Below are 14,527 nucleotides of genomic sequence, written 5' to 3' on the forward strand. Positions count from 1 at the left end.
ACAATCCACACCAGAAGGGCCACATCATGGGCATTCATCGCATCGGGCTCGTCGTACCGAGTTCGAATGTGACAGTCGAGACGGAAATGCCGGCACTGCTCAACCGGCATCCGGACGCGCAGTTCTCGTTCCATTCGAGCCGGATGCGGATGCAGTCTGTATCGCCGGAACAGCTGCGGGCGATGAACGCCCAGCGCGAGCGGTGCATCCTCGAACTCGGTGATGCGGGCGTCGACGCCATCCTCTACGCGTGCCTGGTCGCCCTCATGTCGGTGGGGCCGGGGGAGCACCGGAGGGTGGAGGGGCTGGTTGCCGAACAACTGGCCACCGGCGGTTCGGAAGCGGCCATCCGCACGAGCGCGGGCGCCCTCGTCGAAGCACTCCACGCCATCGACGCCGAACGGATCGTCCTGGTCACCCCCTACATGCGCCCCCTTGCCGAGCAGGTCGTCGCGTACATCGAGGCCGAGGGAATCCAGGTATCGGATTGGCGTGCACTCGAGGTCGCCGACAACGCGGAGGTCGGCTGCATCCCCGGCCACCGGGTCATGGACGCTGCTCGATCGCTCGATCGCACCGGAACCGACGCGCTGGTGATCTCCGCGTGCGTGCAGATGCCTTCGCTCGACCTCGTCCAAGCCGCCGAAGACGAATTCGGGCTGCCCGTCCTCTCGGCAGCCACGGCCGGCGCCTACAGCCTGCTACGCGCACTCGACCTTCCGGTCGACATCCCCGGAGCCGGCGGTCTGCTGCGTGCCGACGCTCCGGCCGCCGCCCTTCAGTAGACCCGAATCCATTGGAGTTCACCATGTCCGAACTGAAACACACGGTCAAAGGCGTCGATCACGTCGCCTACCCGACATTCGACCCCGCTGCCACCGTGAAGTTCTACCGTGACGTTCTCGGGTTCCCGGTCGTGCACTCGATCTGCGCGGCCGGTTGGGGCCCGGAAAGGCACCCCGACTTCATCCACTTCTTTTTCGACATCGGCAACGACGACCGACTGGCCTTCTTCTACTACTTCGGCCTGGAACCGTTCGAGGGAGGGCCGCAGGGCGACTCGTACTCCCGCTTCGCCGAGGACGTACCCGTCTTCTTCATCCGCTCCCGCCATCTGGCCATCCACGTCGACAGCGAGGACGACCTGATGGAATACCGGCGGCGGCTGGACAGCAGCGCATGGCCGGTGGAGATGCAGATCCAGCACGAGACGATCGAGTCGATCTACACCCACGACCCCAACGGCTACATGATCGAAATTACCCGGGCGCTGCGCCCGGTCACTCCGCAGGAAGACCTCGACGCCAACCTCACCATCGACGCCCTCGTCGACGTCGTGTCCGGCTCGGACCCCAGCATGGCCGCGCTGCTCACCCGCAAGGCCGAGCTGATCACCGAACGGGCGGCCGCCTGGCAGCAGGAACAGGAACAGAAGGAGATGGTGACCAGATGACCACCCTGTTCGTCCTCGACGTCCCGGAGAACACCACGATCGCCGCGGTCGCGGACCAGGACCCGGCGGTCACCATCGACCACGTCGGACCCTACTTCCGGATCGACTCCGACTCCGCCATCGTCATCGACCGCCGCGCCACGGGCTGCCGCCACGCCGTCTGGTACAGCAGCGTCGCCGGATTGGCGGGGTCCCGAATTGCGCAGTGGGACAAGGAAGCCCTGCGAATCGAGTCGCAGTGACCGAGAATACCCAGCGGCTCGGCGCCGGACGGTACATCGACGTCGCCCAGGCCCCCGACACCACCGTCACGTCGGTGCACGAACTCGCCACCGCGGACGGAGCGAAGGTCTCCGGTGTCCTGCGGGTCGTCCCCGGTGCACGCACCGTCGTCGCGCTGATGCACCCGCGCCAGGATCTGACCCATCACGTGCTGGTGCCCGAACTACTCGCCCGCGGGTACGCGGTGTGGACGCAGGGCACCCGATCGGTCAACAACGACATCTCCCTGGTGCACGAGCAGGCCCTGCTCGATGCCGCTGCAGGGCAAGTGTTCCTGCGGGAGAGGGATTTCGACCATGTCATCACCCTCGGCCATTCCGGAGGCGGGACCCTCTTCGCGTTCTACCACCAGCAGGCCGCTCTGCCGTCGGGGGAGCGGTTACGTCACACGCCCGCCGGCCGACCCATCGATCTGGCAGGGACTGCGATGCCCCCGCCCGACGCGGCGATATTCATGGCACCGCACCCCGGTCAAGGTTCGCTGCTGCTGCGGCTGATCGACCCGTCGGTCACCGACGAGTCCGATCCTCTCTCGACAGATCCGGACTTGAACCCGTTCGATCCCGCCAACGGATTCGCCGAACCACCCCACAGTTCGTCCTACTCCCCGGAATTCATCACCCGCTATCGACAGGCGCAGCACCACCGCATCGCCCGCCTCGACGCCATCGCCCGGCAACGTGTCGACGACGCCGCCGACGCGCGCCGCCGGTACAAGAGCACCTCCGATCCGGTCGATCGCCGCGCTGCCCTCGCGCCCCGCGTCCTCACCGTCTACCGCACCGACGCGGACCTGCGGTTCACCGACCTGTCCCTGAACCCGAACGAGCGCCCCTACGGCTCACTGTTCGGCCGAAGGCCGGACCTGACCAACTACGGACTCGTCGGATTCGGACGCTTCGCCACCCCGGACGCCTGGCTGTCGACCTGGTCCGGACTCAGCAGCAACGCCGACTTCCTGCGCTGCGCCCCCGCTGTGACCGCACCGACACTGTTCGTCGAGCTCACCGGAGACCAAGCCTGCTTCCCCGACGATGCCAAGACGATGTGCGATGCACTGGGATCCACGGACAGAACCCACGTCCGTGTCGCCGGCACCCACTTCGGAGGTCCGATCCGTGACGGCGCACCCACCGGTGCCAGCCTCGCAGCCGCCGACATCGGCGAATGGCTGGCAACGCGATTCCCATAGGCTCACCGCCGTCTCGATGGCGTCCCCGCCGTGGTGGGATTACCGGCTCTGGTGCGGTTGGTTGCGGTCAGTGTTCGCCGACGCCGTGTTCGCCGACCGGGTTGCGGCGGGTGACGATCAACGGATCGACGGGCGTGAACGGAAAGTTCGGCAGGTCGTCGATGTGCGTGTCGAATGTTGCAGCCAGTACTTCGCGGGAGTAGGCGCTGGCGGAGGCGCGGTAGCCGATGTCGCCGGGTGTGGGCTGGTCGAAGAAGATCAGGAAGTGGATGTCGTCCGAGCCGACGACCTCGATGTGGTGCGGGTAGGCACGCGGGATGAAGTATGCGTCGCCCTCCTGGAGGTACCAGGTGTCCACGGTGCCGTGCGGATCCATCACCGTCATCCGCGCCGATCCGCGATGGACATACCCCATCTCGGCAGTCTTGGGATTCCAATGTGGTTCGCGCATACCATCTTCGCGGATCCGTAGCGAGTACATGGACAGATCTTTGAGTGCGGGCCAGAATTGCACCCGCGCAAGCCGTGCGGATCCGACCGCACCACCGAGCGGTGGATGCTGTTCTTCGAGACCGAACTTGTGCGGATCGCCGAATCGGGCAGTAGGTGGAACGGTGGGGTTCCCGACCCGGGCGGCCAGCGGGCGGTCGGTGGTGTCGCGCCGGATGGTGGCGAGATCGGAGGCGGGAAGGTCGTAGGTGTTTCCGAGGACGGCGTCGGTCATCGCGCCGAACTCCGCAGCCAGCCCGAAGTCTTCGGGGCGTTCGCTTCGGAATGCGATGATGAATTCTGCGACATCCTCGCCGATGTTCTCGATGTGGTGCAGGGAGCCGGAGTCGATGTGGAACATGTCTCCTGCGTTGACGACGAAGCTGGAGAAGGCACTGCCGTCGTCGAGCACCGACACCAGACTTGTTCCGGACACACAGTAGGTGAGTTCATTGGCGTTCGCGTGCCAGTGCGGGGTGCGCATCGCACCGGGGTTGATCAGCACCCGCTTGATCGACAGTCCCTTCAGTATCGGGAAGTTGTCGGCGGTCAGCCGTCGGATCGACCCCAGGTCGGACTCCTCGACGACCTCTGCGTCGAGGAGCGAGATGGCATGATTGCCGCGCCTGCTGTGAGCCGTCATGTCGTGCCCTCCCGAGGTGGTGTTCCGTTGACGTGGGCCCGTCGATCCTGTCGAGCCCGGGTTTGCTAGGGCTGCGCGACCACGGTGTTCCCCTTGTCGTCGGTGCAGTTGATCGTGTAGCCGATCTCCGCGGATTCCGGGTCGCCCGCGAGGCGGCATTCCCAGCCGTCGAAGCTGTACACCGGGTCGCTCTTGTCGGGTGCGGCGAAATACGTGGTGAGCATCGCGTGCGCCTCGTCGCAGCGGAGTGTTCCCTTCACGATGACCACGGTCGCAGGTTTTCCCGTCGTCGGATAGACAACGGGGCCACACTGATTCGATCCGCTCGCCTGCTGGGGGAGTGGAGCGATGCGGGGCGCGACCTGCACGGGGCCCCCGCTGGGGATGCTCATCGGTATCGGCGTGAACTCGAACCTGTAGCCGCTGGTCGAGATGGTGAAGCCCTTATCCGTTGCATCCTCTTTGCACGAGACACCGGAGAACTGCACGTTGCAACTGAATCCGTCGATCGCGAGGGTGGTGTCGTAGGGGAGGACGTTCGCGTTGTCGGGAAAGAGTGCCTGGTTCCAATTCTGGAAGTCCGGTTCCTTCCCTTCCTCGACCGCGATGATGTTCGCCTCGGCCGGCGGGCCGCCCTCGGGTGAGGGGACCTGTGGAACGCCTGGGACTCCTAGTGGCCCCGCTGTGGGGTGGGAGGCGCATCCGGCGACCTTCTTCGTGGGGATGATCGCGCACAGCCATTTCCCTGACGGCGTGACGAAACCGTAGGCAACGCTCTCCGGGTCGCCGGAGGCGTACTGCTTCGCGTCGACACTGTCGACCGCCTCCTCCGCTGCCGGTGCCTCGCTCGAGACGCTCGGTGAAGTCGACTCGGTGCCACCGGTCGACGACGCGTCCTGGGCGCAGGCCGCGAGCAACAGGGTCGAGGCACCGGCGATCGATGCCAGTGCCGCCGCGGGCCGAAGTCGAATCCTGGTCATGCGCCACACCCCTTTCTGTTCGGTCCGCCGGACCGATCGGATGAGATGTTCCCACGAATACACGTGTGCCGTGTCGCATCGATCGATGGACGCCGAAACTGGATCCGGCAAGCGGTAGACGCCGTCCGCGTCTACCGCTTGCGATAGCTGACCTGAGGTGTCGAGAAGGGCCACCCAGGTGTCGCGTTCTTCCACCCTGCGGTGATGGTGCCGAGCACGGTTCAACACGAAGATCAACCCTGTGTTCCCAGAAATGGCCGGATCCACGGGCGGCACCCGGTGAGCCTTCGCGCGCAGAGTGCGGCCTCCCTGGTGGCCGCCGTACTGGCTGTCGCGGTGGCGGCATCCGTCGATTGGCAGATGTGCCGGGGTACTTTCAGCCCAACGGAATTGGCACTGTTCGTGATGGTCGGCGTGGTGTTCGTCGCGTCGGGGCTGGTCGCCAAGTGGCACCGGCCGGAGGACAACCTGGGTTGGCTGCTGATTGCCGCCGGGCTGCTGTGGCTGATGAAGGGTTTTCGTCTCTCGACCGTCCCGGCCCTGTTCACAGCCGGCGCGGCGCTGACCAACATGTACATTCCGGTGCTGATACAGCTCGTCTTCAGTTTTCCCCGGGGACGGTTGCGGCACCGGTGGGAGCGGTGGTTCATCGGCGGAAGTTACGTGTACTACGCGGTCTCCGTCGTGTCCGAGCTCGCGTTCCTCGACACCCACCGCATCAGTCCGGCCCATCCACCGGCGTTGAATCTGCTCCTGGTGCGTGACGAACCGAGGATCTTCGCCGCGTTGCAGGTGATGTTCGGCGCGGTGGGGATCGCCCTCGGTGTGGTCCTGATCGGTGTCGTGGTCGCCCGGTGGAGATCGGGTTCACCGGCCTACCGGGCCGCAGTCGCGCCGCTGTGGATCGCAGTGCTGCTCGGGACGGCCGCCACCGCGTGGACGCCGTTGGTCTCGGTCTGGGTGCACAGTCCACAGCACGCGTGGACGTTGCTTCTGCGATATCCCGCGACCGCGCTCATCCCGCTTGCGGTGCTGGTCGGGATGTGGCGCTACCGCGTCACCCGGGCCGCGGTGCGCAACCTGGTGATCGAGATCGGCGCAGCCCCGCTCGGTGACGCCTTCCTCGACGCGCTGCGGGCGGCGTTGCGTGACCCCGACCTGGCGTTGTGGACATTCTGCCGCGCGCACGACGGGTACGTGGACGCGCAGGGACGGCCGCAGGTTCTGCCGTCCCGGAACGATCCTCGAGGCGACCGCCCTGATCCGCGACGGTGTCCTCGTCGGGGCATTGGTGTACGACCGGGCGGTCGCGGATCAGCCGAGGCTTCTAGCGGCAGTGCGCGCTGCGACCACGCTGGCACTGGACAATCAGCGACTGCACGGCGCATTGGAGGCACAGTTCGAGGAGGTCCGCAGGGCACGTGAGCAGATCGTCTCGGGTGGGCAGGCCCAGCTGCGACGGCGGTACGACAGCGCCTAGCGGACCGGCCCCCACCGGTCAAGACCGCCGGTTCCGCAACTCGGCGGTGCTAGAATCTGGGCATCGTCGCAGGTCCAGCGGTTGACGCCCCCGCGTCTTCCTGTCGGAGTCGCCCCGCCGAGGAGACCGTCCCATGGCTGAGTCATCGGTACTACCCGCGGATCTCGGCGGGAGCCCAGATCTCGAGCGCATCATCCTCGAACACGCGTATCGCGGAGCGCATTTACAAGTCGTGCTTCGTGGTGTGCTGGCGCTCTTCATCGCACTGACGCTTGTGTTCGTCCCGCCCATGCACGATGCGGGCGTGTGCCTGGCGATCCTGATCGCGTACGCAGTCTGGGCCTGCGGCCTCGCCCTGTGGACCCGTCGAGGCGGGCCGGGGCCGGTGAACGCGATCTGGCTCGCCTTGTTCGTCGACCTCGCGGTGATCGGCTGCCTCACACTGTTGACCGGTATTGCAGCACAACAGAGTTGGACCGCAGACATTTTGAGCAACGGATTGTTCGTGATCCCGCTTCTCGCCTGCACGCAGCTGCGGCCGGGTGTCTGCGCCTCCGTGGTCGCACCGACGGTCCTGGTGTTCCTCGCCGCCAGCTGGGCCACGATGGCGTCGAACGAAGAACCCTGGTCGTCGATCCTGCTCAGCACGATGGCGCTCGCCATCCTCTGCGTGGGCGCCGTCATGCTCAGCAGAATCCAACGATCGAGGGTGCTGACCATCGGTCATCTCGTCCGCGACCGCACCGCCCTGCTCGCCGAGTTGATGGGTCTCGAACAGCGCGAACGACGTGCATTGTCCGAGCAACTCCACGACGGGGCGCTTCAATACGTCCTGGCCGCCAAGATGGACCTCGACGACCTCAGCGGCAGCGCCGATCCGGAGGCAGTCGCCCGCATCACCCACGCACTCGGTGAATCCGCAATCCTGCTCAGGGCGACTGTCTCGGAACTGCATCCCACCGTACTCGATCACCTCGGACTCGCCCGAGCCCTCGGCGACCTCGCCCGATCTGCCCAGGCGCGTGGCGGTTTCGACGTCGAGCTTCTCACGTCGGAATGGGTCGACGACTTGCGCACCTCGGCCGATGACGTGCTGTTCAGCGCGGCACGCGAATTGCTCAGCAACGTCGTCAAACACGCACAGGCCCGCACCGTGCGGGTCGAGCTGACGCGGTTGGATGAACACGCCGTCCTCGACATCGCGGACGACGGGCGCGGCATCTCCCGTGAGGCAATCGACCGGAGCCTCAGCCGAGGCCACATCGGACTGACTTCGCACGAACTCCGTGTCGTCGCGGCCGGAGGCAGCTTCGCGGTTCACCCCGGACCCCTGTCCGGGACGGTTGCGCACATCGAAATGCCGTTCGAGATCGAGACGGCACCCGATTCACTCACAAGCGCGGCGCACTAGCGGATCGTGGGACCGACGACGCGGCCCCCGAGCGTAGACTTGCGGGCGTTCGGTCGATTGCGCCGGCGGGCCCGGCGGCTCGGTAGGCCAGGGCCAACTCCCTGGTTCCGTCGTCGATCTGCACTGCTCAGGCGCCGCGTCCGAGTCTTCGACACGATCGGGAGGGTACGTCAGCGATGCGAACCGATGGAGACACCTGGGACATTGTCAGTAGCGTCGGCCTCACCGCACTGGGGGTGGCGACGTTCCGGGCACTGGAGACGGTCCGCCCCGATGCGTTGATCCGGGACGACTTCGCGCCGTGGTTCGTCGAGGCGGCGGGGGAACCGCATTTCACCGGCCTGTTGGCCGACCCGTCCTCACTGGGGGACACACCCTTCTCGGGTTTCATGGGTATGCGAACGAAGTTCTTCGACGAGTTCTTCCTGTCAGCGGCAGGGACGACGCAGGCGGTGATCCTGGCCGCCGGATTGGACGCGCGGGCGTACCGCCTCGACTGGCCGGCCGGCACGACGGTGTTCGAGGTCGACCAGCCGAAGGTGCTGGAGTTCAAGGAGAATGTGCTCGTCGAGCACGGTGCCAGGGCGAAAGCCGATCGTCGCCCCGTGGCCGTCGATCTGCGCGAGGACTGGCCCGCAGCCCTCGAGGCTGCGGGGTTCGACCCCGGGAAGCCCACGGCGTGGTCGGCGGAAGGCCTGCTGGCGTACCTCCCCGGCGCGGCGCACGACGCGCTGTTCGAGCGGATCGACGAGCTCTCCGCCCCGGGTAGCCACCTTGCCGTGGACAACTTTGCGGCGGGAGCCGACGTACGACGCTTCGATGCGATCAGGTCGAAGTACTTTCCCAAGGACCCGTTCGGTGACCTCGACGTGTCCCAATTGTTCTACGGCGACGAGCGAGCCGATCCGGTGCAATGGCTGACCGAGCGGGGCTGGTCGGCGCACAGTGTGAACCCCCTCGAGTTGGCGGCAAGCTATGGGCGGCCGGTTCCGGAGCTGCCCGAAGAGCTTGCCGACCTGTCGAAGCGGTCGACGTATCTGACGGCGATCAAGTAGACGATGGCCGGACGGCAATTACTCGAACCTCCGTCCAGGGTGTGGTCAGTCGGATGTGACGGCAGAGGGGCTCGGTTCCAGGAGGGCTGTGACGCAGGTTGGCCCGAGCCCTATCTCCGGCCACCCCGCCGAGATCATGATGTCGTGCGGGCGCGTGCACGTTCCGAGCCAGTAGTTCGGCTCCGTGCGGTAGGCGGGCACCCCGCCCCACTTCAGCGGTGAGCCGGATCGCGGGAGGTAGGGGTCGGCGTCACCCGCGACAGAGCCCAGTTGCAGCAGCACCGACAGATACGACCATTGGGTGTCGGGATCCGCTGGATCGGACAGACACCGTGTCTCGTGATGCGCACGCTCGGCAGCACGCCCGGTCGCAGTCAATGCGAGGCGAACATGGATTCCGGACGAGAAAGCGACGATTCCGAGCAAGTCGAGGGTGAGGTGCGTTGCGGACGCGAGGATGGTGGGGCCGTGTACTGCGGTCCCACCGGCTGCCGGCGGCGCGAATGCCGGCCAACGCGCTCTGCGCATGCCCACGATCGTGCACCTACACCAGGGCAGAATCAACGTCCCACGCCCGTGTGCGTACTCGGAAATTTCAAGGGCGAGCGATCGCGGTGGCACCCGCCGGGTGGGCTGCGCCAACGGCGTGGCCTCAGCGATTGGTGGCGGCGCTTATCGTGGATGGTGGTCATGAGGCGTGCGGGACGGAAGGTTCGCAGGGGAGGGAGTTTCCATGGAGGCGTTGCCGGATTCGGGGATGTTGCTCGCGGTTCTCGAACACACTCCGGCGTTGGTGTTCGTGTCCGAATTCGTGTCCGGGCGGATTGTGTATGTCAATCCCGCGGGTGTCGGTGTGCTCGGCCTGGGTGATGCCGTGCACGCCTATGCGAGGACGACGGCGGAGCTGTTCACCGATGTCGGTCTCGTGCAGGCACGTGAGGTGGAATCGGCTCTGGCCGAGCGGGGGGAGTGGAACGGGCTGACGGAATTTCGCCATTTCGTGACGGGCGAGCCGATCCCGATGCTGATCTCGACGTTCGTGCTGCAAGACACGCCTACCGGCCCGTCGCTGATCGCATCGATTGCACAAGACCGCCGCAGCGCAGGGGAGGAAGAGCAACGCCTGCGCAACGCGCTGGGGGAGTCCGCGTACCGGGCCCGCGAACAGCAGGCGATCGCCGACCTCAGCCAACTCGCCGTCGGCGGAGACCTCGAGGAGCTCCTGGCGGCGGCGGCCGGGGCGGCCGCGGCGCTGATGGGGGTGCACTGCTCGTCGATCGCGAGGGTGGCCGACGACGGGGAACTGGCGGTGCTCGCCTATCGGGGGCCCGCGCCCTCGCCGACGACCTTCGCACCGGGAACGGGTTCGCAACCCGGGTACGCCGCCGCCAGCGGGTCGGTGACCGTGTGCGCCGATCGAATCAGCGAGACTCGGTTCTCCACGGTGGGGATGAGCGGCCGGGGGCTGCACAGCGGGGTGTGCGTTCCGATCGGCTCCGAAACGGTGTGGGGTGTGCTGACCGCGCACAGTCGTCGACCTCGCGAATACACCGACCGTGACCTGACCTTTCTGCGCTCGGTGACGGCGGTTCTTTCTGCGGCGATCCGCCGCATCGAGGCCGAAGCTGCATTGGTGCACCTGAGTTTGCACGACCCTCTGACGGGGTTGCCGAACCGCGAACTGGCCCGCCGCCAGATCGACGAGGCATTGGACGCGTCACGCCGAGGTGGCACCCGCGTGGCGCTGTTGTTGGTCGATCTCGACGACTTCAAGGTCGTCAACGACAGCCTCGGACATGCCGGCGGCGACGACGCACTGATCGTCCTCGCCGGACATCTGAGGTCGGCGGTGCGCCCGGGCGATACCGTGGCCCGCCTCGGCGGCGACGAATTCGTGGTGGTGTGTGAGAACGTCGCGGGCCCAGCGGAGGCGGTGGCGATTGCTGCCCGCATCACCGGAGGCCTCGCCGACCTGAATCGGACAGGCCCGCTGCAGTGGCCGATCAGCGGTAGTGTCGGTGTCGCACTGTCCGATGCGGAGTGCACCCGCGAGGAACTTGTTCGCCGGGCAGACTCGGCGATGTATCGCGCGAAGGCGGCAGGGGCAGGCGGCCACGCGTTCTACGACGGCACCTTCTGAGGCGGCAGCAGAACCCGAATGGCGGGTGTTTCCTGTCTTCCCAGCTGACAAACACGAAGTCGGTGCGACCGATAGGCACCCTAGGGAGGGGATTTTGTCATCTTGACGCAGATCTCCACCCGTCGAATACTTTCCGTACAGGGTGGATCCCATCGACGTTCTACGCGAAGGTTCCACGCTTCGCCGTTGTGAGAGAAAAATATTCGAGCCGTCGACTCCTCGTGAACGCATCGGCGGATCCGGTCGACCTGCATCAGAGAACTGAGGTGCCGCGATGGCCGATCTCGACCCGGACGCGACCCAGGCTGCGGCTGTCCGCGCAGTGGGCCACGGAATCGTGGCCGAGTTGGACGCCGCCGGGTTCGCGGGTGCCGAGGAGGTCGGCCGAGGAGGCTTCGGTGTCGTGTACCGCGCGCTGCAGCGGTCACTCGGCCGAATCGTGGCAATCAAGGTTCTGACGTCAGACCTGGATCCCGAGAATCGCGAGCGCTTCCTGCGGGAGGGCTACGCGATGGGTGGGCTCTCCGGTCACCCGAACATCGTGAACATTCTGCAGGTCGGCGTGACGGAGGCCGGTCGCCCGTACATCGTCATGCACTATCACCCGCGCGATTCGCTGGCCGTGCAGATCCGCCGAGAAGGTCCGCTGCCCTGGCCGGAAGCGATCAGCATCGGGGTGAAGTTGGCGGGAGCCTTGGAGACGGCGCACCGGACCGGCACACTGCATCGCGACATCAAACCCGCGAACATCCTCCTCACCGACTACGGCGAACCGCAGCTGACCGATTTCGGCATCGCGCACATTGCCGGCGGCTACGAAACGGCCACCGGCGGGTTCACAGGTTCACTGGCGTTCACCGCGCCCGAAGTGCTCAACGGGGAATCGCCGACCGCCCGATCCGACGTCTACGGGTTGGGCGCGACGATCTTTTCGCTCATCGCTGGAAGGGCGGCGTTCGAACGGAAGACCGGCGAAGAACTCGTCGCGCAATTCGTGCGGATCAGTAGCCAGCCGGTCCCGGACCTGCGCGCCCAAGGCATCCCGGAAGGCGTGTGCGCCGTGATCGAGAGGGCGATGGCGACGAACCCCGCCGCCCGGCCGGCCTCCGCCGAGGAGTTCGGACACGAACTCCAAACCGCCCAGCGACACATCGGATTGCGCTCGGACTCGATGGCACTGGCCCCTGTGGAGGCCCCGCACACGACGGACGCGCACCGGTCGGCGTCGGGTGCCGGTGACCTTCGTCAATTCCGGCACGACGGTCCGGACGTCGGTCGGCACCAGTTCATCGAGCCGACGCACCAGATTCAGCCGGAGCCTCACCCGTCGAGCCCGTCGTTCTGGCCGCCGACAGACCCGCCGCCCTGGCCGCCCACACCGGCACGTACGCGTCGGCGCTGGGTTTTGACCGTGCTCGTGCTGGTCATCGCGCTCGCGCTGGCCGGCGGCGGCTATCTCGTGGTCAGAGAAGCAACCGCCCCCGGCACCGCAGCACCGACCACCGGCGATGCCGGCTCGTCTCCTGTCGTCGACCCGACGACGGCGTGGCGACCGGTCGCCGATGCCCGTGTCGCCCGCCAGCAGACGGCGACGACCGTCGCGGATGGGACGATCTGGGTCTTCGGAGGGTTGGACGACAACGGTGTCTCCGCGCGGCAGGAGGGCTACGACCCGGCCATCGACACGTGGAAGGCCGGCCCCGACCTTCCGGTGCCGCTCAATCATGCGATGGCCGTGACCTACAACGACGAGCCCGTTCTGATCGGCGGGTGGAAAGCGGAAGGTCAGAACCTGACCGCGATCGCCTCCGAGCGGGTGATGGCCATGCGCGACGGCCGGTGGGTGGACCTTCCGCCTCTGAACCAGCCGCGGGCGGCCGGTGCCGCCGCCGTGGTGGGCGACAGGATCGTTGTCGCCGGGGGACAGGCGAACGGTGTGCTGGTGCCGACGACCGAGGTGTTCGACGGTACGAAGTGGACGACCGTCTCGAATCTGCCCACGCCGCGGGAGCATCTGGCCGGGGTGTCGGACGGGAAGTATTTCTACGCCGTCGGCGGGCGGGACCTCGCCTCGGATCAGAACACTGCCGCGGTCGAACGGTTCGACGCCGCCACCGGGACGTGGGTGTCGTTGCCGCCGATGCCCACCCCCCGCGGCGGGCTGGGTGCGACGTTCATCGACGGCCGGATCGTCGCGGTCGGTGGTGAGGAACCGACCCGGGTGTTGCCGACCGTCGAGGCGTACGACGTGGTCGCGGGGACCTGGTCGCAGCTGCCGCCGCTGCGCACACCCCGGCATGGGGTGGCGGTCGGCGCGGTCGGCAACACGGTGTACGCAGTCGGCGGCGGCACCAAGCCGACGCATGCCGAATCGACGGCTGTTTCCGAGGCCCTGCAGATCGCGCCACGCAAGACTCAATGGGTGCCGGCGTGGCGTCCGTTGCGGGATGCGCCGATCGCCCGCCAGCAGACGGCGACGGCCGTCGCGGACGGGACGATCTGGGTGCTCGGCGGCCTCGACAATGCAGGGTCGACCCCGAAGGTCGAGGGGAACGACCCGGCCATCGACACGTGGAAGGCCGGCCCCGACCTTCCGGTCCCGCTCAATCATGCGATGGCCGTCGAATACGGGGGTGAGGTGGTGGTACTCGGCGGATGGGTGCCGGACGGCCCGAACCTCACCGGGACGACGTCGGATCGGGTGCTCGCGCTGCGTGACGGCAGTTGGGTGGACCTGCCTCCGCTGAACGAGCCGCGGGCAGCCGGTGCCGCAGCCGTGGTGGGCGACAAGATCGTGGTCGCGGGGGGACAGGCGGACGGTGCTTTGGTGCCGACGACCGAGGTGTTCGATGGCACGCAGTGGACGACCGTCTCGGACATCCCCACACCGCGGGAGCATCTGGCCGGGGTGTCGGACGGGAAGTATTTCTATGCCCTCGGCGGGCGCGATCTCGCGGCGGATCAGAACACTGCCGCGGTCGAACGGTTCGACCCCGCCACCGGGACGTGGGCGTCGTTGCCGGGTATGCCGACGGCGCGCGGCGGGCTCGGTGCGGCGTTCATCGACGGCCGGATCGTCGCGGTCGGTGGTGAGGAATCCACCCGGGTGCTGTCGACCGTCGAGGCCTACGACGTGGTCGCGGGGACCTGGTCGCAATTGCCGTCCCTGCCCATCGGGGTCCACGGGATGGCGGTCGCGACAGTAGGCCACACCGTCTATGCCATCGGCGGTGCGCTGCGGCCCACGCACGCAGAATCCACGGCGATCGCGCAGGCTCTGGATTTCTGGTGAGGGCAGAGGCGGTCGGTGCTATCTCCGAATCAAATTGTCGGACAAGCGGGCTTCTTTCGCCGCGCGGCTGGACGGATCACAGCGGTACTGCCCCGTGGTGGTGTGGCGGT

The 14,527-nt window shown here is 66.9% G+C and carries 12 protein-coding genes; 9 read left to right on the plus strand and 3 right to left on the minus strand.

Annotated elements, in window-relative coordinates; translation table 11 throughout:
- Positions 1-26: 26 nt before the first annotated feature.
- The 4 genes from RJ1_RS19295 to RJ1_RS19310 are packed head-to-tail and all read left to right on the plus strand — an operon-like array spanning position 27 to position 2,927.
- The gene (locus tag RJ1_RS19295; protein WP_073362802.1) at positions 27-785 is read left to right on the plus strand and encodes a maleate cis-trans isomerase family protein; all 759 of its coding nucleotides are present in this window, start codon (positions 27-29) and stop codon (positions 783-785) included.
- Positions 786-808: 23 nt separating this feature from the next.
- A complete protein-coding gene (locus RJ1_RS19300; protein WP_073362805.1) occupies positions 809-1,453 on the plus strand; it encodes a VOC family protein in 645 nt (214 codons plus the stop codon).
- A complete protein-coding gene (locus RJ1_RS19305) occupies positions 1,450-1,695 on the plus strand; it encodes a hypothetical protein (RefSeq protein ID WP_073362699.1) in 246 nt (81 codons plus the stop codon). Before RJ1_RS19300 ends, RJ1_RS19305 begins: the two co-directional genes overlap by 4 nt.
- Positions 1,692-2,927: an alpha/beta hydrolase gene (locus tag RJ1_RS19310; RefSeq protein ID WP_073362702.1), complete on the plus strand. Its 1,236-nt coding sequence runs from the start codon at positions 1,692-1,694 to the stop codon at positions 2,925-2,927. Before RJ1_RS19305 ends, RJ1_RS19310 begins: the two co-directional genes overlap by 4 nt.
- A 67-nt stretch (positions 2,928-2,994) precedes the next feature.
- Here RJ1_RS19310 and RJ1_RS19315 read toward each other — a convergent pair whose 3' ends face one another.
- Entirely contained in the window at positions 2,995-4,059 is a 1,065-nt protein-coding gene (locus RJ1_RS19315; protein ID WP_073362704.1) for a cupin domain-containing protein, read from the minus strand.
- A gap of 65 nt (positions 4,060-4,124) precedes the next feature.
- The gene (locus RJ1_RS19320) at positions 4,125-5,039 is read right to left on the minus strand and encodes a hypothetical protein (protein WP_073362807.1); all 915 of its coding nucleotides are present in this window, start codon (positions 5,037-5,039) and stop codon (positions 4,125-4,127) included.
- Between the two features lie 279 nt (positions 5,040-5,318).
- Between RJ1_RS19320 and RJ1_RS19325 the strand changes: the two genes are divergently transcribed.
- The 3 genes from RJ1_RS19325 (at position 5,319) to RJ1_RS19335 (ending at position 8,985) form a co-directional block, all read left to right on the plus strand.
- A complete protein-coding gene (locus RJ1_RS19325) occupies positions 5,319-6,464 on the plus strand; it encodes a hypothetical protein (RefSeq protein ID WP_240320084.1) in 1,146 nt (381 codons plus the stop codon).
- Positions 6,465-6,652: 188 nt separating this feature from the next.
- Complete coding sequence (locus tag RJ1_RS19330) at positions 6,653-7,930, plus strand: sensor histidine kinase (protein ID WP_073362706.1); 1,278 nt, start codon at positions 6,653-6,655, stop codon at positions 7,928-7,930.
- Between the two features lie 176 nt (positions 7,931-8,106).
- The gene (locus tag RJ1_RS19335) at positions 8,107-8,985 is read left to right on the plus strand and encodes a class I SAM-dependent methyltransferase (protein ID WP_073362708.1); all 879 of its coding nucleotides are present in this window, start codon (positions 8,107-8,109) and stop codon (positions 8,983-8,985) included.
- 45 nt (positions 8,986-9,030) lie between these two features.
- Here RJ1_RS19335 and RJ1_RS19340 read toward each other — a convergent pair whose 3' ends face one another.
- Complete coding sequence (locus tag RJ1_RS19340) at positions 9,031-9,513, minus strand: hypothetical protein (RefSeq protein WP_073362711.1); 483 nt, start codon at positions 9,511-9,513, stop codon at positions 9,031-9,033.
- 205 nt (positions 9,514-9,718) lie between these two features.
- Between RJ1_RS19340 and RJ1_RS19345 the strand changes: the two genes are divergently transcribed.
- The gene (locus tag RJ1_RS19345; RefSeq protein WP_073362713.1) at positions 9,719-11,125 is read left to right on the plus strand and encodes a sensor domain-containing diguanylate cyclase; all 1,407 of its coding nucleotides are present in this window, start codon (positions 9,719-9,721) and stop codon (positions 11,123-11,125) included.
- A gap of 274 nt (positions 11,126-11,399) precedes the next feature.
- The gene (locus RJ1_RS19350; protein ID WP_073362715.1) at positions 11,400-14,417 is read left to right on the plus strand and encodes a serine/threonine-protein kinase; all 3,018 of its coding nucleotides are present in this window, start codon (positions 11,400-11,402) and stop codon (positions 14,415-14,417) included.
- Positions 14,418-14,527: the final 110 nt, after the last annotated feature.

The sequence above is a fragment of the Rhodococcus jostii NBRC 16295 genome (assembly GCF_001894825.1).
In the GTDB taxonomy this organism is placed as follows: Bacteria; Actinomycetota; Actinomycetes; order Mycobacteriales; family Mycobacteriaceae; genus Rhodococcus_F; species Rhodococcus_F jostii.

Excerpts from the sequence above, each read along its gene's own strand:
- RJ1_RS19345 (WP_073362713.1), top strand. The coding sequence starts at position 9,719 with ATGGAGGCGTTGCCGGATTCGGGGATGTTGCTCGCGGTTCTCGAACAC.
- RJ1_RS19315 (WP_073362704.1), bottom strand. The coding sequence starts at position 4,059 with ATGACGGCTCACAGCAGGCGCGGCAATCATGCCATCTCGCTCCTCGAC.
- RJ1_RS19350 (WP_073362715.1), top strand. The coding sequence starts at position 11,400 with ATGGCCGATCTCGACCCGGACGCGACCCAGGCTGCGGCTGTCCGCGCA.
- RJ1_RS19340 (WP_073362711.1), bottom strand. The coding sequence starts at position 9,513 with ATGCGCAGAGCGCGTTGGCCGGCATTCGCGCCGCCGGCAGCCGGTGGG.
- RJ1_RS19295 (WP_073362802.1), top strand. The coding sequence starts at position 27 with ATGGGCATTCATCGCATCGGGCTCGTCGTACCGAGTTCGAATGTGACA.
- RJ1_RS19320 (WP_073362807.1), bottom strand. The coding sequence starts at position 5,039 with ATGACCAGGATTCGACTTCGGCCCGCGGCGGCACTGGCATCGATCGCC.
- RJ1_RS19300 (WP_073362805.1), top strand. The coding sequence starts at position 809 with ATGTCCGAACTGAAACACACGGTCAAAGGCGTCGATCACGTCGCCTAC.
- RJ1_RS19305 (WP_073362699.1), top strand. The coding sequence starts at position 1,450 with ATGACCACCCTGTTCGTCCTCGACGTCCCGGAGAACACCACGATCGCC.
- RJ1_RS19330 (WP_073362706.1), top strand. The coding sequence starts at position 6,653 with ATGGCTGAGTCATCGGTACTACCCGCGGATCTCGGCGGGAGCCCAGAT.
- RJ1_RS19335 (WP_073362708.1), top strand. The coding sequence starts at position 8,107 with ATGCGAACCGATGGAGACACCTGGGACATTGTCAGTAGCGTCGGCCTC.